We start from the raw sequence: 24,002 nt of genomic DNA, 5'->3' as shown, positions 1-24,002 counted from the left end.
TTTCGGAAATTCAGGTTCAGTCGAGCTGATAGCGAGGGGTGCTCAGCATCAGGTGACACAGTTCGCCGGTTTCCTTGTTCGTGAAGATGGCACCCTTCTTCGAACGTGCGTATTCGACGAAGGTCTCGCGCTCTTTCCCGGAGAGCGGCATCTGGAAGAAGCGGAAGATCAGAGCATCCACTAGCTTCTCAGGATCCTCCCGCAGCTCACGCGGCGCGATCCTTTCGAAGTCCGGCCCCTCCCAGCGCTGCGCGGCGCGCTGCATGGCATTGCTGACCCGCATCTGCTTGCGGTCCATTTCCATGTCCATCATTGCGCCGTCATCATTATTGGCAAGAGGCGTGTCGTCCTGAGAGCCTTTGGTAATGAAGCCTGCGACGTTGTAGCGGGAGAGCAGGGTATTGGTATTGATCCAAGCCTTTCCCCAGTCCCAGCCCGCAACGTTAGGCGGCATGAAGAGAACTTGCCCAAGCTGCTGCTGGGCGGAGAGGATGTAAGCAGCTGGAGCCTGGCGGAGTTCGAGTTCCTTCAGCATCTGTACGAGATACTGGATCGGACTCTTGATCTGGTTGTGCATCACGCTTTCCGCATAGAAAGCCTTCGAAAGGAAGATCTCCCGAAGCAGTGGCTCGATTCGGAAGTTCGCGGCGCGGAAGCTTTTGCCCAAGGCATCGACGCCTTCCTGCGGCGGATTCTCCGCGACGAAGTATTCCCAGAGCTTGCCCGGAAGATAAGTGGCTGCGGACTTCTGTTCGAAGATCAAGTCCACCACTCCATCGCCGTCATAGCGGTCTTTCTTGGAGAAGATCGCCTTCTCGCCATTGTCCCACTGGCGTTTGTTATGGGTGACCGTGCCATCGAGGCGATTGATCTGATAGCCGGTGAAAGCGCGGGCGGCTTCCTTGATGTCCTGTTCCGTGTAATTCCCCTCACCCAAAGTGAAGAGCTCCATCACCTCACGGGCAAAATTCTCGTTCGGCTTGCCTTTTCTCGAATTCTGCGTGTCGAGATAGAGCATCATCGCAGGATCCTTCACGACCTCATGCGTGAGGTCCTTGAAGGATCCCATGGCGTATTTCCGGAAGAGTTCATTCTGTTTCATCAACAGAACCGGCTGCTTCACCTTCTGGAAGGAAGTGGAAAAGTGATCGTGCCAGAAAAGCACCATCTTCTCGCGCAAGGGCGCATGAGTTCTCAGCATGCGGTTGAACCACCAACCCTGGCCTTCGACCGAATGCTGACGTTCCGTCCGCTGTTGCTTCTGACGAAATTCGCGGCGCTTCCTGTCTGCTTCTTCCGGAGACAGATCGCGGGTCAACTGACGCAGTTCGCGGGCTTGCGCAACCCGTTCACGGGCTTCAGCTGCAGCTTCCTCCGACGTCGCCCATCCAGGAAGAGGAAAGGCATCGAGTTCTTCATCCGCGGCCAGCAGACTCTCCACCGCCTTCCGGCGACCCATTGAATGAAAGAGCCTGATCTCATCGGGAGATCCGCCGAATCCGGCCCTGCGGAGCAGGTGCGCGGCTTCGAAGATCGTCCATTCTTCGGGTGCAGCTTGGAGCATGGCGGTAGGAGTCGCGTTGCGGAAGGGTAACCGCCGCGCGGCGGGATGGTTGCGCAAGCCCTTGCCGCTTTCAGGAAATTCCTTGCAGGACCTTGCTGCGGAGAGGTGTATCGGCATCCGTGAAGGCACTCGTTTCACTTCTGATCATCAGCTGCAGTTGGACCGCATCCGCCATGGAGCAGCCAAATCTGCTTGTCTTCCTGGTGGACGACATGGGCTGGCAAGATACCTCGCTACCTTTCCTTCATGATGCAAATGGCAAACCCGTGACCACGGATCTGAACCGCCGCTACCGGACTCCAAATATGGAAGCACTGGCCGCACGCGGAATGAAGTTCACGAGAGCCTACGCCCACCCCGTCTGCACGCCATCACGAGTGAGCCTGATGACCGGGAAAAACCCTGCCCGGCATCGGGTAACGAATTGGACCAGCCCGACCGGCGCGGAGAATGGTGACAATGATGTGCCGAACCTGCGCTCGCCGGATGAATGGTTACGCAAGGGGATGGCCGAATCCGAGAAACCACTGCCGTCGATTCTCCATGCCGCCGGCTATCACACGATTCACTGCGGCAAGGCTCACTTCGGCAGCAAGGGCACCTGGGCAGCCGATCCGAAGGGGATTGGATTCGACGTGAACATCGCCGGAAATGAGATCGGTCATCCGGCGTCTTATTTCGCAAAGGAAAACTTCGGCAAGGGATCCAATCACGTCACCGGCCTCGAAAAATGGCAAGGCAGCGACGGATTCCTTACCGACGTGCTGACTCAAGAACTATGTGCCGAGATCGAGAAGTCCGCCAAGGATGAGAAGCCGTTCTTCGCCTACATGGCCCACTATGCCGTGCATTCCCCCTTCCAGACCGATCCACGCTTCGCCGCAAACTATCCCGACCTCACGCCTCCACAACACGCTTACGCGACTTTGATCGAGGGGATGGACCGCTCGCTCGGCGACATCCTCGCCAAGCTCGAGGCACTCGGAATCGCCGACGAGACATTCGTCATCTTTATATCGGACAATGGCGGGGATGCGCCGATCCCCAACAACAACATGAATCCGGCAGTCTCGGGCAATGCTCCGCTCCGGGGAAAGAAAGGCATGCGCTATGAAGGAGGCATGCGCGTGCCGATGATCGCTTCATGGGCCAAAGCGGACACTGTGAATCCGCTGCAATCCGCACTGCCCGTTCAAGCCGCTTCCCGCACGGACGATCTCGTTCACATCGCCGACCTCTTCCCTACCCTGCTCAGCCTGGCTGGAGTGAAGGACGTCGCTTCCGCCGATGGCCATGATCTTACTCCTTACCTCAGGGGGGACACCAGCTACCATCGCCCGCAATGGCTCGTGACCCACTACCCGCACGGTCACAACAACGACCACTTTTCCGTGCTCCATGAAGGAACATGGAAATTCATCCACAACTACGCGGATGCTTCCACGGAGCTTTACGATCTATCCAAGGATCTTTCCGAGTCGAAGAACCTCGCAACCGACCGAGCGGAGCGAGCAGCCTCCATGTCAAAAGAACTCGAGCGGCGACTTGATGACTACGCCGCCCTTCGTTCAAAACGGATCAATCCCTGATCACTTGCCGAGAATGTAGGCCAGCAGATCCTTCAGTTCGTCTGGATTGAGGCTATTGATCAAGCCCGGCGGCATGGGCGAGACCGGCGAGAGCCTCTTGTCCTTAATCTGGTTCCGCTCGATCTCGACGGTCTGGCTAAAGTCAAAGGGACTGGTCGCGATGATCCAGTGGTCATCCTTCTCATCGAGCAGCTTGCCCGTGACCTGGGATCCGTCGGTCTTCGTGATCAGATCAAAGGCATACTGGTCGGACACCACCTTGCTCGGATCGAGAATGGCTTCCGCCAGATCCCGCACGTTAAAGCGGCCACCGAGGGCGCTCAGATCCGGCCCGGTAGCACCACCTTCCGCGCCGAAGCGGTGGCAGGCGACACAGAGGCTGGCTTGGAACATCTTCCGGCCGTTCTCCTTGTTACGGCCGGTCAGGCCTTCATCCGCAAGCTTGACCACCTCATCGATGGTCCATTCGCGGCCCGGGCCTTGAGCCTTGGGAAGATCCGCCAGCGCGTTCGTCGCCGGGGCAGTGGCGAGCTTCGCGATCCACTCGCGCTCCTCGGGAGTAGCGGTCGCCAGAGTCTCCTTCTTCAAGTCCTCGATGAATCCGGCGTAGCTGGCGCCTCCCTTCTTGCTAAGAAGCTTTTCGAACCAAGCAAAGAAACGCTTCCGCTCCTCCTGCTCCCAAGGACCTTTCACCACCCGCAGGCAGTAGATGTAGTGGATGACCTCCGCCGGCGGGAGATTCGCGATCATTTCCTCCACCACTTTGCCGTAGTCCGCATTCCGCTTGGCCAAGCTGAGCCAATCCGGCACTGGCGTGGGGCCAGAGGCATCCATCAAAGCAAGGGTGCGGCCCACGATGCCGGGTGCCTGCAGGTAGCAAAGCATACGGCAGAGCTCGTGATCCAAAACCGGCTCACCGGTGGGGAACGCGCCGTTCAGGCGGGCGAGCAAACCCTCGCGTTCCTGGGGAGCAGGCTCGCCATGACGGATGAAAACCAAGCCGCAGGCGCGCAGGGCATTGAGCTTCTGCTGAAGATCTGTCTTCGATTCATCCAAGCGGCCTAGCGCTTCCAAGATGGTACCTCGATGCTCGGGGCCTCCGGTGCGGGCCAGCACCATCGCGCCGCCGATAATGCGCCAAGGATCATTTTCCGTCGCCAGCTCCGCGGCTACTTCCGCGGGATCCCCCGCCTCCAACGCGACGTGAGCCTTGTAACGGACAATACGCTCATTCGAGCCAAGAGCTTCCCACGCCTTCGCGCGGTCTTCGAGTTCCAGCGTCTTGCTGGCAAACTCCACGGGATCCACCTTGTCGCCGCCACCGTAAGTCACGCGCCACAGCGCGGAATCCGTGCGGCGTCCACCGGTGAGGAAATACATCGCGCCATCCGGCCCGATCACCGCATCCGTGAGTGGCAAGCCACTGCCCGCGATGAATTCTTCCCGCTCGGCCTTGTAGCCACCGCCGTGCGGGACGAGATGGATCGCGTGGATGGTCGCGTAGGTCCAATCCAGCGCATAGATCGCCTGCTGGTACTTCGCCGGGAACTTTGCCCCTTTCCCCGAAAGCACGCCGGTCGGGCAACCAGGCCCGATATCAAGCTGCGTGCCCATGCTATCTTCATAGTATTCCGGCCAAACGCCGCTGCCATTCCGCCAGCCGAATTCCGATCCCGGCACGACATGGCAGATGCGCGTAGGACGATACCAAGGCATCCCGAGATCCCACTCCATGTCGGAATCATAGGTGAAAAGGTCGCCCTGCTGGTTGAAGGCGAGGTCATACTGATTCCGATAACCGATCGAGAAAAGCTGCCAGTGGGAATTGTCGGGCTTGAAGCGGACGATGTAGCCGCCGGGAGCAAAGCGATCCCGCGCATGGCCACGCGCATCCGGGCGCCGTGGCAGAAGCTGATCCTCGCCCCACTTGAGCGATACCAAAGAGGAGTCCATCGGCGTGTAGTCCGTGTGGTTCCCCAGCACGCAGTAGATCCACTGGCCATCCGGAGAAACAGCCAGACCGTGCGGTCCGTGTTCGCCACGGCCCGTGAAGGCCTTGAGAAGTTCCGGCTTATCCGGCTCGCCATCACCGTTGGTATCAGTGACCCGCCAGACGCCACTTTGATCGGTCCCTTCATTCACCGTCACGTAGAGCACACCTTGGTGCCACAGCAGGCCATGGGCTCCACTGAGGGGGATATTCGTCGGTTCCGCGGAGGTGCTGCCAAAGGCATCCTTCGAAGGATTCACGCGGTAGATCTTTCCATACTGGTCCGCGCAGAGCAGCTGGCCCTTGCCGTCGACCGTCATCGCCACCCAAGACCCTTGGTCCTTCGGCACGCGATAGAGGCGCTCCAGTTTGAAACCCGCCGCAACCTGATACTTGGAAGTGACGTCCTCCGGTGCCGCCGGCCCATGGCCCTCCGGCGCAATCAGGGTTCCCCAAGGAGCATCGCCCATCTTGCCGACGACCTCCGCCTTGGGCCACGCATCATCGGAGAAATCGGGACTCGGCCAGTTTTCCGGAGCCTCGGTATTGCAGCTCCAATTCCCATCCGACATCACGTAAAGTTTCCGGCCGTCCTTCAGGGTGGCGCGGAATCTCAGGGCCATCGCCGCAGCGCCCTGCTCGTTCCGCCCCTCCACGGCGATCACGTTCCGGCCACCCTGCTTGAGGTGAGCGACAACATCGTAGCCCCGTGAATTCGTCCAATCCCCGGCGAAGCCGAGTTCCTTGCCATTGAACCAAATGCGGTGCCAGTCATCGCAGGCCACGGTGATGGCCGCGCTGGCAATGTCCTGGGGCAGTTCAAACTCGCGGCGAAAGTAGACCTTCTCTCCGGAAGATGGGGTCGCGCTTTTCCATAGCCAGTGCGCCACCGGCTCATTCGCGGGCAGTTCCGCGGCCTGAAGAGTGAAAACGGCACAGATCGCCGCCATGAATCGTCGCATACGTGGCTCCATACGGACTCGAATTCGCCTCGTTTTCAAGACGTTCGCTCAGTCAAACACGCGCATTCACGTAGGTCCGAAGCGCTTTCTCCGCCGATTCCCGGTCATGCCCGCCAAAATCGGGACATGCGCCGACCGCGTCCTATGGAAAAATATAGCCTCGGCCTGCCGAAAAGCCCCTTACAGCTTCTCCTCCACCAGCCGGAAGCGTGCATCGAAGAGGCCACCGCTGTATTTCCGGCAGCAGGCGTAGCAGGCCACCACCCGCGAGATCTTCTTCACGCGCCGAATGGTGGTGTAGCACTGGGGACAGATGTAGGCGAAATTCCGCTTCATCCGCTTCCGCTTGAAGGGGAGATTGTGGAAAGGTTGCTCGTTCGGGATGCCGAGTTCGGCACAGGCCGCACGCCATTCATCGCCGTGCACTTCGATCCGGCGGCGTCCTGCGCGCTCGTAGGCAACAAGGTGGGCAAGCTCGTGACGCAAGGTCCGCCACATCTCTTCCGGCGGCAGTTCCTTCAATTTCGGATTGAGCTCGATCAGGCGATCCGGCCACCACGCTCGGCCCGCTGTCGTTTGCATCCGGGAGTTCCATCCGACGCGCACCTTCCGTGAGAGTTCCAGCAAGCCCATCGAGGCCGCGGTTTCGCGGCACCATTCGGTGAGTCCACCATCATTCTTCCCCCCCCTGTTCCGATCCGATGACGGTGCCACGGCCCGGGATCTTCTTCCCCAAGCGAACTCCATCTGTCGGAACGACCACGCCATCCAAGCGGGCTACTAGCAAGACACTTGCCGACTGGCAATGCGGTAGCGAATTTTCCTGTTGGATTTTTTCCAAGTACCCGCTGCGACTAACACACCGCATCATCGGGGACAGTGAGGGTCTTGATACGGGCGCTGTCGCCTTTCTCCAGAGTCACCCGCGATTTCGGAACGCCGAGATGCTTCGCAAGGAATTCACGCAGCGCCGCATTCGCTTTTCCGTCCACAGGCGGCGCGGCGATTTTCACGCGCAGCACCTTCCCCGCACGCGGATCATCTTCCCAGCCAACGACCTCGCTGGTCTTGGAATTCGGAACGGCGAGCACGCGGATCTGCATGCGCGGAGCATGGCCGGTCCTCCCCGCCTGCCAAAGGAAGAACGCTCAGCGTTCTTCGATCCGGAGACGGAAATAACGCGCTGCATCAGGCGAACTCCCTTCAAGCGAATGGGCACCGGCAGGCAACGAAACTCCATCGTTCCCGGGAATGTCCCACAGCGACCAGTTGCTGAGATCCAGAGAAGTCTCGGCTTTCACCGAGCGGTTCTCCGGAACCGAGAAACCAAGCGACACATTCGACCCGTTGCGGGTAATGCTGGATCCCGGAGCACTGGCACCATTCAGGGGAGAGCTACCCGCGAGGAATTCGTCGTGATTGCTCGCGCCATCTCCATCCGGATCAGCAGCTGGATCGCCATCGGTGGACACGCCGAAAAACTCCTGCCTCCATTCAGGGTAGGTCTGACGGGTGGTCGCAGGCCCATTGATCCAAGCGGTGAGCATGGCCACGCTGGCATGATCGATCTCATTGCTCCCGAGAGGAGGCATGCGGGTGAAGCCATTGGTCACCGCGATGCGATTCAGGATAATCGAATGCGTGGTGTCACCCGGCACGATCAGCTTGTTCAGCGCATTTCCCCCGTTGGCGTTCGCGTCGCCGTTGATGAGCCCGGTTTGCTCCAGCGTCAGGTGATGGCGTCCATCCCACGAGGCAGGCGCCGAACCGCCGGTACCGGCATGGCAGTAGGAGCAATTCACCGCGAGGTAAGAACGAACCCGCTCCTCCAGAGGATAGCTCGCCTCATCCGGCCTGAGGTGCCGCGGCAGGAGATTGGGGGAGGCCGGAGCATTGGAGAAGTAGCCAGCCTCCCTGAGGAGATCGAGTTGGTTGCCCTGAAAGCCATTGATGTTCTTCACCAAATTAAGCTGCCGGGTGTCAAAGGACAGCGAATGACCCGCTTGCGGCGAGTGGCAGGTGAGGCACTGAGCCCGGCTGGGAATCCGCCATTGCTGGAAATACGGCTGGCCATCCACCGTGAGATTCACCGGGAAATCTTCACCCCCGTCTGCCGCCAAGGTCGCTTCGGTCTGGGCCTCGTTCCAGCGGTAGCTGACACCATACATCCCGGTGGAATTTTTCACGAGCACGCGGGTCTCGATCCGTTTCTTTGGCGAGGCCGGATTGCCACCCTCCGTTTCAAGGTCGAAGTGTTTCACCCAGATCTGTCCGTCCGGGAAGCTCCACGTCCCATCGCGGGACCATGTCATTTTTCCGGGAAGGTCCGGGATCGCGAACCAGCGGCGCTTCACGGCGTGGTCGCTCCAGAAAGTCAGGTTTGGCTCATAGGGCAGCACACCAGGCGAGGGCGAGAGATCCGTGAGATCCGCAAACAATCCGGTCTCGCTCAGCTTGGTCGGGAAGCTTCCATCGGGCGTGGAGGAGACGATGCGCATGATGCGGCCACCGAAATAGTCCGAAACAAGCACGTCTCCATTCGAAGGATCCTTCCCGAAGTTCGAAAGGAAAGCCTGCCCGCCAATGCGTTGCACTGTAACTGCGCCGCCCGGAACACCTCCCTCCCGGGTAAGCGACCAAATGTTACCCGAGACTTGATCGCCGAAGATGTAGGCACCGTAGAGGCTGGGAATCCGGGACCCGCGATATACCACGCCGCCGATCACAGAGTTCCCCTTGTAGTTGGAATCGCCCGCCATGCCATTATGGACGTACTCGTAGATCGGATCGATCGAGGTAAAGCCGGCAGGCTTCGCGGGCGGTACCGGGTTGCTGAAATTGGTATTGTGCAGGCCTTCACGGTAGACCCAGCCGTAATTGCCGCCCTTCACGATCAGATCGACCTCTTCATACTGATCCTGACCCACATCACCAAGCCAGAGCTCGCCGGTGGGGGGATCGAAGGAGAAGCGCCAAGGGCTTCGCAACCCGACGGCCCAGAACTCGGTTCGCACCGCTGCCGGATTGACCGGCAGGCCATTGAAGGTGGTGGCTCCCACGTAGGGATTGTCCGCAGGCACGGAATAGCGGGCGAGACCCGCATCCGTGGGCACTGAAACATGGGGATTCGGTTCCAGGTTGCCGGATTTCTTGTCCACATCGATGCGGAGCATCGCAGAGAAGATGTTCTTATCGATGTCCTGGCTATTGACGTATTTGTCGTTGGCGTTGGCCTCGTCGCCCACGGAGTAGTAGAGGTAGCCATCCGCGCCGAAATGCAGGTCGCCACCATTGTGGTTGTCCTCGCGGTCGGCCTGCTCGATGAGGATTAATTCGGAAGCGGGATCCGCCACCGGATTGGCAGCGGCGATCTGGGCGGGCGGAACCGTGAAGCGCGAGAGGCGCTGGAACCAGCCGCTCGAGCCGGACTTTACGACCGAGTAGGTCACATAAAAGTAGCCGTTGCTGGCGAAGTCGGGGTGGAACGCGATGCCGAGCAAGCCGCACTCTCCGTCTGGTCCGGGCGTAATCGTTTCCGCGGGCGTGCGCGCCGGATTCGCGATGACAGAAAGCATATCAAGCACTTCCGAAGAACTCGGCGTGGCCGACGTCACATCCGGGATGACCTTCAGCTTGCCACCCAGCTCGCAAACGAAGAGCCGCTTCGTATCACCCGGAGGCGAAGCGAAGCACAGCGCCTTGGTGAAGCCGACCCCAGGGAAAGCAGGCACGACTTGGATCGACGTCGCCGGTGGCGTCGAGGGGACATTCAGCGTGGGGCTTGGGATCCGCAGCTCACTGCTGACCGAAATCGAAACGTTTGTGACCGGAGACATCCCGCCTTCGCCGGACACGCGGTACGCGAAACTGTCGTCCTGCGATCCTCCACCATGAGAATAGAGAATCCGCCCCTCATCATCGATCGTCGCCGTACCGTGAGCGGGAGGCGTGACGATCACCAGCGACCCCGGATTGATCGCGCCACTGTCATTCGCCAAGATTGGGATTCGCACCTTTTGTCCTGCATGGATTGTCGCGGAATCCGATTGGGTTACCGGAGCCGGGAAAACCGCGGCGGCTCCCGCTAGGTAGCTCGACGTGATCTCCCCGAAGGAAAGCGCATGGGAGTAAATCCGCAGCTCATTGAGTGCGAGGTTCGAGTTCATATCGGCAGCCCACAAGGAACGGCCGATCCAATTGTTGACGTCCTTCATGTCAGCGAGCCGATAGTTCAGGTCGAGCGACCCTTGGAACTCCCCATCGCGGTACCATCTCGCCTGACAGCCCGAGGTCCCCGCCGCCCCGGCTCCATCCTGAACGCTGAGCACATAATGATGCTCTGTACCCACGGCGGTCGAAGCGGAGAGATCCGTATCAACGGTAAGGACCGAACCACCGTTCAAACGCGACTCAAGGCGGTGGCTCCCGAGAACGCCGTCTTTGTTGAGCGAAAGCAGAAGATTGTCCGCCGCGACGAAATTACCCGGTGCTGCAGGACCATCGATGATTTCGCCTGAAACCGCACCACTGCCGCTGGTGAGGCTGGTGCTGCCGATGTCGAAGATGCGCTGCCAGTTTTTCGAGGACAGCGGCGTTACCCAAGCTTCCAAGGTCACGCTTTTCTTCGTCGAGAGCAGGCCGTTCGGCAGATTCAGATAAGCCGAGATGTTCTCGGCGGTCTGGTTGCCATTGGTTGTTCCGGGAAGGATCAGAGCACTGCCATTCAGACTACCGCCCGCACCCATGAGCGTTGCCGTTTCCCCTGAAGCGCTGTCATGGAAGGACGTGCCAGAAACCACCGGACCGGCATTCCCATCGAAGGACCAGCGGTGCACGGGGGCAGGCGCCGGCACCGGGGGCTCGGACGGACCGGAATTCAGATCCGGTCCCACCAGATAGCTCGCCGTGACTTCCCCGGGAGTGATCGCGCGCCGGTAGATCCGCAATTCGTTCAGCGAGAGATTCGAGCAGGAATCGCCTGAATACTGGGACCGCCCGATCCAGTTGTTCACGTCCTGCATCTGGGACAGATGGAAGGCGAGACTGAGGGTGTTCTGGAGGACCCCATTGCGATACCACCGGATCTGAGAACCGTTTGCGCCGTAAGTTCCCGCGCCATCTTGAAGCACCAGGACGTAATGATACTGCGTGCCCGTGGCAGTCGCCGCCGTGGAATCGGTGAAGATCGCTTCTCCGTTGTTGATCTGCCCCTCCAAACGGTGCGTCCCGAGATTGTTCGCGACATTCAGCGAGAGCACGAAGTTGTCATAGCCGCCAAAGGCACCTGGCGCACCGCTGCCATCAATGATCTCTCCGGGTGCCGCTCCCGTGCCCCTGGTGATATTGGTGCGACCGAAATCGAAGAGCCGCTGGTAGGCTTTCGAAGAAAGCGGGGTGACCCATGCTTCGAGCGTAATGCTGGGCTGCGCGGAGATGAGCCCGTTCGGAAGATCCAGATAAGCGGAGATGGTGGAAGCGGCTTGGTCGCCATTGCTAGAGCCGGGTAGGCGCAGGGAAGTGCCGGTGAGGGTCGCGCCATTTCCGCGAAGGGTCGCAACCATGCCACCCACACTATCCGTGAACGAGAGTCCCGGCGAAACCGTGGAATCCGCCGCATCATTGAACACCCAAAGATGGTCCGGAACCGGTGCCGGTTCGGGCTCCGGCGGTGTGCCGATGACATCTGGACCCGCTGCGAGATTTGTCGCGATCTCCGCCGAGCTCAGGACGTGGTTGTAAATGCGGACCTCATTGTAAGCCGCGTGGCTATTGCGGTCGGCTCCCCACTGCGAGCGCCCCAGCCAGTTGTTGACGTCTTCCAGTTGGGAAAGATGGAAAGCCACGTCACCGGAACCGACTTGGATGCCGTTGCGATACCAAGTCATCCGGCCACCGGCAGCCCCAAAGGCTCCTGCGCCATCCTCGAAGGTCATGACGTAGTGATACTGGGTGCCCGCGTCCGTCACCTCCCCGGTGTCCACCGTAGCCGCGCTACCGCCATCCAGAACTGCTTCCAGACGCTGCTGGTCCAGATTGTCCCCCCGGCAGAAGGAGAGCATCAGGTTGTCCGATGCCGTGGTATTTCCCGGTGTGGTCCCAACCACATCGACCACCTCTCCGGTGGCACCACCCAAACCTGCGCCGGTTACACGCCCGAAATCGAACAGGCGTTGATAAGTGCGGATCGAGAGCGGAGTGGCCCAGATTTCGACCGAGAGATTCGTCTTCGAGGAGATGATCCCGTTCGGCAGATCGACGTAACCTGAAATGAAATTCGCCGAGCGATTTCCCACGGTGGTATTCTCTCCAGCCGGGCCCTGAAGAATCAGTTGCGTCCCATCAAAGGCGGAGAAGTTCCCCTGCACCGTTGCCACCGCGCCCGAGACCGAATCGGTCAGGCTAGTTCCATCCGGCGCATTTCCAACCACGTGGGTGAAGGACCAGCGGTGGACCAGATCGGCCCCCGCTTTCGGAATGACTGCGCCAGCACAGGCCGCCGCCAAGCTCGCCTTGAGAGCAAACCCGGGCAGAGACTGAAAAACGCGAGAGAATCGATTCATGGAAAAATGCGGACGTACAGCACCAATGCCGGGTGAGTGCCCGGCTTCACGTTATGGAGGGGGGAAGACGCGGCTCAGGGTTTCGCCACGTCACGGATGCCGCGCAGCTCGATGCGCTTGTTGGCACCGCTCTCAATCAGGATCTGCAGCACGCGCTTGTCACCGGGAGCAGGCCAGACGCCCGAAGAAATGGTGGTCCATTTCCCGTCCCGCTCGAAGCTCGCCTTCATGCCCGCAGTCTGGTTTTCGCCCATCGGGGCTTTTTCGATGAGCTTGGTTTCCCCCGCCGCGAATTCGAAGGGCTTACCCTCGAGCTCGATCTTTACCGGCACGGTCGTGGTATTGATCACCTTGAAAGAGCCCGGAGGAAAAGCCTTGGCGCTCGAATCGACGACAACGACCTTCGACTTCGTCTCGGACCCATCCTCGGGTAACATCAAGAGAATGTAGGAGCCGGCCTTGGCAGGAAGTTCACATTCACCCACCACGTCTCCGTCCACCTTCACACTCCCGGGATCGGCCTTGGTGGTCAGCACGACGGCACCACCCTTGGTCTTCAGGAGTTCATATTCGTGGTTCAGGAAAGACTTGGGATGAACCACACCGGCCGTTCCCTTTCCGCCTGCATCGTGCAGGTGAACCTCGGCGGGCGGAGTCGGCAGCAAGCTGAGCGCGCGGACGCGATACTCTTCAGGAGCACCTGCCGCAGGCAGGGCCCAAGAGATCGCCGCCGCCGCGATCGCAATCACGAAGCGGATTTTCATGGGTTTGCAGGGTTTGGAAACAAGAACGCCGCGTTCCGGGAGGAACGCGGCGTGAAGAGGTTCAATACTCAACCGCAACGTCGCGGATGCCTTGAAGCTGGATCTGTTTGGTTCCGGGATTCTCGAAGAGGACCTGAAGGCCCCGCTTGTCACCCGGATGCGGCCAGATACCGGAGCCGATCTTCTGCCACTGGCTTCCCAACTGGGAGAATGCCCGCATGCCCGAACTCTGGTTCTCTCCGGTCGGCGGATCTTCAATCAGCTTCATTTCGCCGCTCTTGAATTCGAAGGTCTCCTTCTCAAGCTGGATACGCACGGTCGCCGGGCTCAGGTTCATCACCTTATAGGAACCACGCGGGAATGCGCGGGTACTATCGTCGATCACCAGCACGCGATACGGCGTGGCACCCGTAGCGCCGCTACCAGGCAGGAACATGAAGATCCCGTTCTTGAAGTTATCCGGCAAGGTGGCCTTCGCGAGAACGCTTGCCGTGTCCTTGACGCTCGCCGGGTCAGAACTCTTGGTAATGACCACGCTCTTGCCCCTGATCGGAAGAAGGCTGAACTCGTGATTGAGGTAGACCTTCAGATCCAGCTTGGCACCGAGAATCCCCGGAGCCGGAACGGCATCGTGGACAAAGACGTCGGTAGGCGTGGTGGCGAGCTGGAAGGCCAAGCCACGCACGCGGATCCCCTGGTCAGGAGCGGGAGCCTGCTGCCCCGGAGCGGCCGGAGCCGGCTGCTGGGCCTGAACGGCGCTGACCGAGATCAGGGACAGCGCGAGAAGTGCGAGATTGCGGATTTTCATCGGTCGGGTTCGGCCCTCAAGATCACACCTCTTCGGGAGAAAGCCAGCGGAACGAGGTGATATTGAAACGGCGTCCGAAACGCTGGTTGACCTCAGATTGCAGGGCACCCGGCTTCACTTCCGCCTTGTCCTCGGAATCGAGATACTCCGGAACGCGCTGCACGATCGCTTCACACCATGCCTTGGCGATGACTTCGCCCTCCGGATTGCGGGATTCGCCATAGGCGCGCACCCGGAAGGTATCGCCGCGCACGGTGATCACCGGAGCCAGTGCCATCATGATGTCACCTTGGGTGAGCATCGAGGGAGCACCTTCGCCGGAATAGCCGGCACGGGCATCCGGATTCGCGATACCCGTCAAGCGGGAGCCATCCACGGTGGTGCTGCGAAGATCCTTCGAGTCATCGGCGTGCATGGAGCCGTTGATGCCCGACTCATTGATCGCGGTCTGGATCAGGCCCTCTTTCACCTGCAGGGCACTCGCTGCGCCGATGCGGCGGTTCACGAACTCACCCACGGTCGTCGAGGGAGCGCTGTCTGCGGCTGCGCGAAGGCGAATTTCCTTCACGATGTTCGTTGCAAGCGTGGCGATCTGGTCGTCGTCAAGGGCACGGAAACCGGCCCAGCGAGCCTGACCGGCAACCGCGATCGAACTCTGGGAGTTGTTGCTGAGCGGATCGCCAGCCAGCGGCAGGGTGGCGCGCGGGAAACCGGTCTTGCCATCGGGAGACTTGTCGGTATTGCCCCAGCCGAGCAGATCCTTGTCGCGGAGCGAGGAGAGGAATGCCTTCCAAGCTTCCACCGAGTCGGAGTTCACGTTGAAAGGCCCTTGGATCGCTTGGACGCTGGCAAGCTTGCGGCTCAACTCGACGTCATCGCTTCCATCAAGTTCAGACGCCACTTCTTCCGGACCGCCGCTACCGCTGAGCATGGGCATCAGGCGCGGATTGAGCAGCTTCTTCTCACCCTTTAGGAATTCGGTAAGCAGATTACCGCGATTCGGACCGGAGACGAGGGAGTTGCTGTAGTTGGCGACGGTGGAGAAGTAGGTGCTATCCCACAACGCATCGTTGAGCAGGTAGGAATGGTCGAGCATCTGGCCGGTGCTGATCAGGGCACCCTTGCTGACGGCATTGCTCGGGATCAGCGGATGCGAGCGGGAGTTGCCGAAAGCGTGGGTCACGCGTGGCAGGTTGGCGCTTGCAGTGAGGTTCGCCGGAATCAGATCACCCAAGCTGGCAGCCGGGATCAGAGGCACGCGGAACATTGGCACGTTCGTGACGCCACGGGTGGAGAAGGAGCTGGCTCCGAAGAAACCGCGGTTCGAACCCGGATCGATTTCGATACCGTTCGGGAAGCTGGCGAAGTCCGCCACCTCGTTCACGCTCACATCGTAGGTATCGAGCGCGTTGCCCACCTTGGTGCTGTTCTGGTCAGCACCTTCCATCACCGGATGGTTGTGAAGCCATGGCATCGAAACGTCACGCGGGTCGGTGGTGGTCTTCGCGCCCATCGTGAGGATCGCGAAGGGAGTCTTGCCACCCACGGTCTTGTCGCCGGGGGCCTGCAGGATGTCGCCGACCTTGAAAGTCCGGGAAATCACCGGGTTCGAGGGGTTCGAGCTCATTTCCGCGGTCGGGTTGGAGAAACGGAACTGGTAGGTGCGAAGAATATCGCGCGAGTTCTCGGCGCTCTGGACCGGGTTTGCTTGGACGTAGTCGTTGACCGAGCCAGCAAGGATATCGACGCGGAAGTCAGGACGGCTGGCATTCGTGTGAGCCTTGCCTGGCTTGGATTGGACGGTGAACGTATCGGTGATCTTGATGCCCAGCCATCCACCGTTCCAGTTGTTGCTCTTTTCGAAATCGTAGCGGGTTGGATCCGGGCGGCTGGCGTAGCTCAGGTGGTCCGCTTGAAGGCCGGCACGTGGGTCCCAACCAGGAACCGTTTCAAGGCCGAAGGTCTGGCCAGTGCGGCCATCCTTGTTGCCGAAGTCGAGCGCGGCATCCCAGTCGAAGAAAGTCTTCGGAGTGTAGCCACCAGCCGTTTCCTTGCCCCAGGTCCAGTCGGTCTCGACCCATGGAGAGAACACCTTCACCTCGCCCGGCTGCAGGGTGATCGCCTTGCCCGGAACGGAGCCCGACATCTCGCGCAGATACATCGTGAAGAAGCGGCGCGCTGCAGTGTTTTTCTCGTTGGCGATCTGGAAGCGGGCCAAGCCGTGGAAATCACCCGAACCGAATTCAGGGCGGAGCCATTCGGTGTTCTTCTTCATCGCGAAGAGAACCGGCGGATCCCACACGCGGATGCGCAGCTTCTGAAGATTGAGGGTCACGTCATACGGATTGTAGAGCGTGACAACCGGGTCATAGGCCAAGTGAGGGACGCCATAGTTGGTATTCCCCAGCGGGTTGCCCTTGGTATTGAAGAAAGTCACGCGGTCGCCGATGTGCGCGTAGTGCGACACCATCGAGAACATCACCTGCAACTTCGCCACCACCGGGAGAAGACGCTCGGTGGAGGGTGATGCAATGATACCTGTGGCTGCAGGACGAAGATCCGTCGAACTGCTCAGGGTAAGCGTCGGATTGCCGGTGGCAGCACCCGAAACGCGGCGATTGAGCTGGTAGTGACTCCGAAGGTAGTCCCAGCGAGGTGCGCCGTCGTTCACGGTACCGTAGACGGTCGCTTGGTCGTTGACGTTCGGCGAAGCGGTCGATGATTCGAAGATCGTGGTCAGGTCGGTCTTGAAGCCACCGTTCGCCGTGTCGGTAAGCAAGCCCACCGAGTAAGGAGTCACATCCGCTTGGTATTTCAGGATCTCCTTGCCCGAGCCTTGGCCGCCGTTGAGTTCGGCGGCGATCACGGCACTATCTACGGAAACCAGCTTGGCAGGATCGCCAAGCTTCTCGGGGGAAAGCGCGGCCAGGATTTGCTCCGGCCGGGCACGCATCGGAGCCTGCCGCTGGGCGATCTTTTCACCATTGGTCAAATCGCGAGGCTGGCCGTTCTCCGTCAGCCTGTCCTCAAGCTGCACCGGAGCTTTCAAGCTCTCGTCCATCACTGCCCAGGCGTAGGCGCCCTTCCGGGTCTCGGAGAGTTCCATCGGGACCTTGCTGCCGCGCAGACCTGGTCCACGGGAAGTGCCGGAGGGCGACCCCACAGTCTCGGGATTGATCAGCCATACTGGATCGGCGAGTTCACTCGGGGAGGAATCCACCGACTCGACCACATTTTGGTCAGCGCTCGAAACCAGCCAGCGGCGGAAGCCTCGCTTCTTCTCGGAATAGCTGGGGCTGCCGGAGCCCGGAGCCCATCGCCAGCCATCCCATGCTCCCAGCATGTTTGGCTCGGCAGCATTCTCGCTAATCGAAGATGCGCGCGCTGAAACCCGTTGATCGGGGCCCATCGAAGTCTGCAGCTCACCGATGGCCATCAAGAGTGCCATCCGGGCATTCGCTTCAGCCTCTGCCCTAGCTTCCCCCGCTCCACTCGCACGAAGCGACATTGCGGACAAAGTCAAGAGACCCACTGCGAGCACGGTGAGCAGCACCATGAGCGAAAGTGAGATGACCAAGGCGAAACCGCGGCGCAACGCGCGCCGACGGGGGCGATTGGATCTATTGGGTTTCATCACAAGAGAATCGTGTACCTACTTTGAGAATACATCAAACGTGTTTTTCTGTCAGCCTTCCTCCGGAACGGGGAGCTCCCGGCGGGTGTGGGGGGGACTACCACGGGACGTTTCTTGAGTTTCGTGAAAGACCTTACCATGTAATTTCGTGAACGCTTGTATCCATGCGGTTAACGCCGGTATGATTGCGCCAAAAGGAATCACAATTATTCGGACAAAAACCCAACTGCGTTTGATCCGCGGACATTTCCCTCACCCGTAAACGTTATATCTTCGCTTGGTGGGCGCACTGGTTCTCAAGCCAGAAAACCCAAGGAATCAAGAGGATCGACATCCCCAAGACGTTTTACGTAGGACAAAGACCGACTCCGCACAATCACCACAAATACGCACTATTTCATACGTAAATTGACCAAATTCCCTTTACCCACTACGTAAGGACCCGCAAAACTCATTTGCATCTTTTTACCGATTCAGTCCACGCGAGCCTAGGAAACCTCGGCCTAAAGCATCGATTGATCGCTTGTCCCCGTTTTGGGTTAAGAGACGATTCTGATAACTCGTCATAAATTGTATGACAAATTTCCCCCACCCTCAGAAAACGGTGCGTTTTACCCAGCGAACGCCTTCGATATGATCAAATCACCAGACAAATTTGGTCGATTTTTCTGGACGAGTTTTTCAGGTAAAACAGGCGCTAGATTGCAACTTTTTGCTTAAAACTGGGCCACACCGCGGCACGCGAACTTTCTTTTTTCGATTCTTCATTCATTCCCAAGAGCTTTTGAGAGCCGCTGGGAATTCTGCGCTCTGGAACGAAAACCCTTTACCCAAGCGCACAAAAAAGCGGCCGAGGGCAACCCAAAGCCCTCGGCCGCGCGGTTCGTAACCCAAGGAAAGGGTTAGGGAGTCGTCAGGGTGACCCGATAGAAGGACTTGCCAACGGGAGCGGTGTTATCCGTGTAGCTTGCCGTCGTTCCGCTAGCAGTGATCGTTCCTCCGATCTGGGTCCACGCCCCTAGGTTCGTGGAGCGCCAGACGGTGAAGGTCAGGCCATTCTGCGCGGGCCAAGTGAGGGTCACCCCGCTACCCGGCGTCGCATTGCTTTCCTTCGCAGCGAAGCGCTGGGTGCCATTCACGGGGCTCAGTCCGAGCAGATACTCCGTCCGGTTGTCCGTACCGTCTCCCTCCGCATCGCCGGTGGCATTTTGCGAGGTGACGTTACCGAAGTTCGCGATTTCCCACGCATCCGGAAGGTTATCCAGATCGGAATCACCGGCCGGGACCACTTCGTTCGTCAATGCATACTGGTGCCACGAGTTCCCTGCGGAATTCACGGAGAACGTGAGGGTGAGGTCGCTGTCGTTCGCGGTGAAGTCGAACTTCACGTAGTGCGCCGAGGCGATTGCCGACTGGTCCGGATTCATCGTGTAGGTCACGTTGTACCCTTCACCATTGAAGATGAGGGTCGTGCTCCGGTTACCCGCGAGTCCCCAAGGACGGTAGTAGAGGCGCGTGCTGTAGCGCGTTCCTGGAACCAATCCGCCGAGGGTGATGGTTTGCGTCGAACCGACCACCGAGCCGTTGATGTGGCTGAAATCGGTCAGCAGGTTGAACATTTCCCCGTCCGCACCAGCGGCCTGGCCGTTGGTATTCTGCGGCCAGTCATTGGCCAACGACTTCGTCATGGTGAAGACACCGCTGCGTCCGCCCGTCGTATCGGTGCTATCCCAACGATCGTTGTCGGTGCCCGCGGCATCATTGCCGGTAGGCGGGACGTTGGTCTGATGGAAGCTCACACCATTCAGCGTGACGGGCACGATCGTCGCCCCGAAGTCCAACGCGTGGGTGTAGGTCTTCGTGCTGGAGATGTCGGAAGCCGCATCCGTTCCCGTAGCAGGCAGATCGACGATCACAGGGGGCAAGCTGCCCGCCAGCACCGGATTCGTGCCGGCCGCGAACTCCGCGGCATCCGTGGCACCATCACCATCGAAGTCCGCATTGCCGTCGTTGGCATTGTTCGAATCGTTGTCGATATCGAGGTCGCCGAAGTAGAGCACTTCCCAGGCATCCTTCAGCAAGTCACCGTCGGTATCCGGCCAGGAAGCGGCATTGTTCGGATTGGTACCCGCGGTCTCCTCCTCCTCGTTCGTGGCGAGGTCACCATCCGGATCACCGTTGGGCAGCTGGTCGAGACTGGTGAAGTTTGCCACTTCCCAGGCATCGGACAACGTGTCGCCGTCGGTGTTGTCCGGCTTGGAGGCATTGGAGTTCGGATTGCTTCTCGCATCCTGCTCTTCGGCATTGGTGAAACCATCCCCATCGGAGTCCGCAGCACCGGTGGTAGCTGCGATGCTGCCGAAGTTCGCGATTTCCCATGCATCCACCAGGCCGTCCGCATCGGTATCAGCGGTGTTAAGCGAATCCGCGCCGGCGTCATGCAGCTTCTCGCGTTCATCACCGGTCAGCGCTCCGTGCCAGATGCGGACGTCATTGTAGCGGGCATTCGCCACGTTGTCGCCCGCGTAGGAGGAACGTCCCAGAGCATCAAGCGTGTCAGTGAAGTTCACCAGATTGTTCGCCGTGTCAAAGGTCCCGAGTGGGGTCCCAAGCTCGGCGGCAAGAGCGGGTGCCGCGTAGTAGGTCACCTTGTTTGTCCCCAGGAAGCCGGCGCCCGGCTCAAAGGTGAAGACCACATGATACTCCTTGTTCAGCGTGAAGCCGCTCGTGACGTTGGAAGTGCTGGTCACCACATCGCGCCACTCCTGGCGGCTGCTGGCGAGAGTCGTGCCCTGCGTCCAGGAAGCGAAGAAATTCTCCGTTTCCGCGCTGCCGAAGTCGAACATGCGTGCCCAGTTCTGCACCGTGACCTGAGTGGCCCAGACCTCGATGGTAACCGGAGTGGACCGGCCATTCAGGAGATTCGAACCCAGCTTCACATAGTCGGAAGTGGCACTGGCACCACCCGTGAGCAATACGTCGGTCGTTCCGAGCGTCACAGCCGAACTCGCAGTCTCCCCGTTCGGATCGACGATTTCCGCCGGGCTATTCGTCACGCCGGTCACCCCGGATATGGAATCATCGAGATCACCGTTGAAGTCCCAGCGGTGGATGATCTGCGCCTTCGCCGGCGTCCAAGCCGCGTCACCGGGATTCGAGAGCGCCTGGAACTCCTGCAAGTCGGAGAAACCGTCGCCATCGGAGTCCGCGCTGCCATCCTTGGCGGTGATATTCGTGAAGTGCGTTACCTCCCACGCATCGTTGAGCTGGTCGAGGTCCGCGTCCGGCCAATCGGCAGCCGACAGCGGGCTCGCACCCTTCACGTTGGTGGAGGCGTAGAACTCCGCGGCATCGGTGGCGAGATCCCCGTCATAATCGCCCGTGCCGTCACGTGCGGTGATGTTTCCGAAGTTGGAAACCTCCCAGCTGTCGAGCAGCAGGTCGTTGTCTGTATTGAAGCCGTCGGAAGTGGCGCTGTTAGGATTCGTGCCTGCCTGGAATTCCTCCAAGTTGGTCGTGAAATCGCCGTCGGTGTTGAAGGGCGAAGGCGTCGGCGGATAGGTGATCGTGCCGGTCGCATCGCTCGGATCGTTAGGGTTCAAGCCGTTTGCCGTCTCCCAAATATCCGGCATCAAGTCGCCATCGGTATCCGTGAAGGTGATCGTGACCTTCACCTGCCCGGAGACTGCGCTGAACGCATAATTGTAGCCGCTCACCGGATTCGCCACGGTGAGTCCGGCAGTGCCGCCATTCAGCGTCCCGCTGTAGTTGAAAAGCGTATAGACCCCGGCGGTGGTAAGCGCGTTCGTAGTGCCGTCATCGTAGAGACCGATCGAAGCCGTTCCGAGGGTCAGGCCCGAAACATTGCTAACCGTGATCGTGTCGTTGAGGCCGCTGAACGCGGAGACATCGAGATCCACGCGCGATCCATTCGCCAGGTTGAGGGTCGGAACTTCAAGGATGGAAGGAGACCCGATCGGATCCCAGACTTCGAGCGTCGCTCCGGAAGCCACGGACACCGCATTCACCAGTGTCTGGGCAATCCCCAGCTTGCCTTGGTTCACCGCAATCGGCCCGGTAAAGGTATTGGTGCCACCCACACGGGTTGCGCCAGCACCCGTGAAGGTCATGCCTCCACTGGCATTCGGAACTAGCGTCGCGGCACCACCCAGAGCACCGGTATTTCCCACCCCGCCGCCGAGCAGCGCGAAGGTCGGAGCACTAATATAGTTGATGCCGGGGTTGGTGATCTCGATGCCGGTGAGGTTACCACTGGCATCGATCGTCGCCACCGCGGTGGCGCCGGTTCCACCGCCACCGGTAATGGTGACCAGAGGCGTATCCTGATAGCCGCCGCCACTCACCGTCAGTCCGGTGGCGCTCACGCCATTCCCTACCGGTGCCAGCAAGGGCTCGGAAATCGTGATCGCGTTACCGCCGTTATCCACGGTGCCGCCTCCGCCATAGACGTAGGCTTCGGTATTTGCGAGGTCCGCGAAGAAACCCGGATTCGCCATCGCGGCCTTGAGCGTGCCGCCGTTGAAGTTCATCCGGTAGACCGCACCCGCGGTGGAGGCTCCCTTCGTGACGGCAAAGGCACTGATGCTGCCACCCAGCAGGTTGACATTGCCCGCTAGGGAAACGGCATTGCCCCCAAACTGCAGCGTGCCGCTCGTCGCTCCGCCGTTCGTGGCCAGGCTGACATTCGCCGTGCCGCTTACATTAAGGGTGCCAGTGCCGTTTTCGCCGACGAAAACGCCGGTGTTGGTGCCAGCGACCGACGTGAAAGTGCCTCCGCTGAGGTTCGCCACACCGATCGAGGCATTACCACCGGCGCCGATGGTCATACGGTTGGTGCTCACGGTAATGGAGCCGCCACTTTGGTTCAGCACCGCGCGGTCATTGTTCAGACCCACCACTAGCCAGTTGCCGGAGGTCAAGGTTCCGCCGGTTTGGGTGTAGGCCGAGAACGATCCGGTCTGTCCCCGGCCGATGTGGAACTCGCTGGTGGTCGTGATCGACCCCGTGGTCATCTTCAGGAATCCCTGCGAGTTCGCTGCCGTGGCAATCGCCACGGAGGGGCTGGTGTTCTTGGTGGCAGCCAAGGTCCCGCCGTCAATCAAGATGCGCCCGTTCTGGTTGCCGACAGTTCCCACGGAAGCAGTGCCATTCGCTCCTCCGACACCCGCGGTGGTCGACCCGGTGATCTTGATGAGGCCGTTCTCCACACCGAGGTTGTCACCCAGCGTATTGGTCCCGCTCAGCGTCAGTGTACCGATTCCACGCTTCACCAGACCGAGACGCACCGTGGCGCTGGCGTTCTGGAGGCTGCCCGAGAAATCGCTGTCAGCGGGATTGTTCACGAAGAACCACTTCGAAGCCGCACCGGCAACGGCCAATGTTCCCGCCCCGGTGAGGCCGCCCGCGGTGATATCACCCGACATCAGCAAGCGTCCTGCCTGCACGTTGAGCACCCCGCCGATGTTCGTCGTGTTCAGCGCATTCGTCATCGCCACATCCCCTGCGCCTGCCTTAGTCAGGCCGATGCCCGCACCAGCAGTAAAGGGGTTCGCGATCGACAGGGCTGCAGTCGTCGAATTGTTGGTCCACGTCTGCGTAGCGGTGAGCGAGACCGCGACGTTCTGATTTGCCGTGCCCGAACCGATGGTGGCCGCACCGGCAGCCGCATCCATCACGATACCACCCGCGCCAATGGCGAGCGTCCGGTTGGCACCACCGCCTTGGAGCGAGGTCGTACCGGTGTTGTTGAAGGTTAGCGAATTTGCGGACTGGGCTCCATTCAAACCCACGGTGACCGCGGCATCGACAGGATCGATGTTGAAAATCACATCATCGGCGGCACCGGGAATGGCTGCCGGATCGGGCGTGGTAGCCTCGGCCACGGTGGACCAGTTGGCGACCGCTTCCCATCCCGCATTGGTGCCATCCCAGTAGAGCGAGGCCGCTTGGGAGACGGAGGCAGTGGAAGCGAGGACGCAACCGAGACCCAGCGCGGTCTCCAGAAGGTTGCGGCGACTATGAAATACAGTGGGCTTCACGGATCGTGTATTGGGGTTGAGGAAGCCGAAAACGGCAACACCACCGGGCCACGACACCGCTGTCCGATATCT

General features: G+C 60.0%; 10 protein-coding genes. 1 reads left to right on the top strand and 9 read right to left on the bottom strand.

Features of this window, described 5'->3' with window-relative positions:
* Nucleotides 1-16: 16 nt before the first annotated feature.
* A complete protein-coding gene (locus HHL09_RS16445) occupies nucleotides 17-1,564 on the bottom strand; it encodes a DUF1800 domain-containing protein (protein WP_169455709.1) in 1,548 nt (515 codons plus the stop codon).
* A gap of 119 nt (nucleotides 1,565-1,683) precedes the next feature.
* Here HHL09_RS16445 and HHL09_RS16440 point away from each other — a divergent pair, with 119 nt between their 5' ends.
* On the top strand, nucleotides 1,684-3,153 hold the full coding sequence (locus HHL09_RS16440; protein ID WP_169455708.1) for a sulfatase: 1,470 nt from the start codon (nucleotides 1,684-1,686) through the stop codon (nucleotides 3,151-3,153).
* Here the strand turns inward: HHL09_RS16440 and HHL09_RS16435 are convergent, their stop codons facing one another.
* The 8 genes from HHL09_RS16435 to HHL09_RS16400 form a co-directional block, all read right to left on the bottom strand.
* Nucleotides 3,154-6,093 (bottom strand): c-type cytochrome, encoded by a 2,940-nt coding sequence (locus HHL09_RS16435; RefSeq protein ID WP_169455707.1) that lies wholly within the window; start codon nucleotides 6,091-6,093, stop codon nucleotides 3,154-3,156. It abuts the gene before it with no gap.
* Between the two features lie 192 nt (nucleotides 6,094-6,285).
* Complete coding sequence (locus HHL09_RS16430; RefSeq protein ID WP_169455706.1) at nucleotides 6,286-6,819, bottom strand: SprT family zinc-dependent metalloprotease; 534 nt, start codon at nucleotides 6,817-6,819, stop codon at nucleotides 6,286-6,288.
* A 140-nt stretch (nucleotides 6,820-6,959) separates the two neighbouring features.
* Nucleotides 6,960-7,208 (bottom strand): DUF167 domain-containing protein, encoded by a 249-nt coding sequence (locus HHL09_RS16425; protein ID WP_169455705.1) that lies wholly within the window; start codon nucleotides 7,206-7,208, stop codon nucleotides 6,960-6,962.
* 45 nt (nucleotides 7,209-7,253) lie between these two features.
* Entirely contained in the window at nucleotides 7,254-12,665 is a 5,412-nt protein-coding gene (locus HHL09_RS16420) for a LamG-like jellyroll fold domain-containing protein (protein WP_169455704.1), read from the bottom strand.
* Between the two features lie 74 nt (nucleotides 12,666-12,739).
* Nucleotides 12,740-13,429 (bottom strand): hypothetical protein, encoded by a 690-nt coding sequence (locus tag HHL09_RS16415; RefSeq protein ID WP_169455703.1) that lies wholly within the window; start codon nucleotides 13,427-13,429, stop codon nucleotides 12,740-12,742.
* 61 nt (nucleotides 13,430-13,490) lie between these two features.
* Nucleotides 13,491-14,237 carry a hypothetical protein gene (locus HHL09_RS16410; protein WP_169455702.1) on the bottom strand — a complete coding sequence of 249 codons (747 nt, stop codon included), beginning with the start codon at nucleotides 14,235-14,237 and terminating at the stop codon, nucleotides 13,491-13,493.
* 22 nt (nucleotides 14,238-14,259) lie between these two features.
* Complete coding sequence (locus HHL09_RS16405; RefSeq protein WP_169455701.1) at nucleotides 14,260-17,871, bottom strand: hypothetical protein; 3,612 nt, start codon at nucleotides 17,869-17,871, stop codon at nucleotides 14,260-14,262.
* Nucleotides 17,872-18,773: 902 nt separating this feature from the next.
* Entirely contained in the window at nucleotides 18,774-23,930 is a 5,157-nt protein-coding gene (locus HHL09_RS16400; protein ID WP_169455700.1) for a beta strand repeat-containing protein, read from the bottom strand.
* Between the last annotated feature and the right edge of the window lie 72 nt (nucleotides 23,931-24,002).

It is taken from the genome of Luteolibacter luteus (assembly GCF_012913485.1).
Taxonomy (GTDB): Bacteria; Verrucomicrobiota; Verrucomicrobiia; order Verrucomicrobiales; family Akkermansiaceae; genus Haloferula; species Haloferula lutea.
This window is presented reverse-complemented; position numbering and strand designations above follow the sequence as displayed.

Excerpts from the sequence above, each read along its gene's own strand:
- HHL09_RS16405 (WP_169455701.1), bottom strand. The coding sequence starts at position 17,871 with ATGAAACCCAATAGATCCAATCGCCCCCGTCGGCGCGCGTTGCGCCGC.
- HHL09_RS16415 (WP_169455703.1), bottom strand. The coding sequence starts at position 13,429 with ATGAAAATCCGCTTCGTGATTGCGATCGCGGCGGCGGCGATCTCTTGG.
- HHL09_RS16445 (WP_169455709.1), bottom strand. The coding sequence starts at position 1,564 with ATGCTCCAAGCTGCACCCGAAGAATGGACGATCTTCGAAGCCGCGCAC.
- HHL09_RS16410 (WP_169455702.1), bottom strand. The coding sequence starts at position 14,237 with ATGAAAATCCGCAATCTCGCACTTCTCGCGCTGTCCCTGATCTCGGTC.
- HHL09_RS16425 (WP_169455705.1), bottom strand. The coding sequence starts at position 7,208 with ATGCAGATCCGCGTGCTCGCCGTTCCGAATTCCAAGACCAGCGAGGTC.
- HHL09_RS16420 (WP_169455704.1), bottom strand. The coding sequence starts at position 12,665 with ATGAATCGATTCTCTCGCGTTTTTCAGTCTCTGCCCGGGTTTGCTCTC.
- HHL09_RS16435 (WP_169455707.1), bottom strand. The coding sequence starts at position 6,093 with ATGGCGGCGATCTGTGCCGTTTTCACTCTTCAGGCCGCGGAACTGCCC.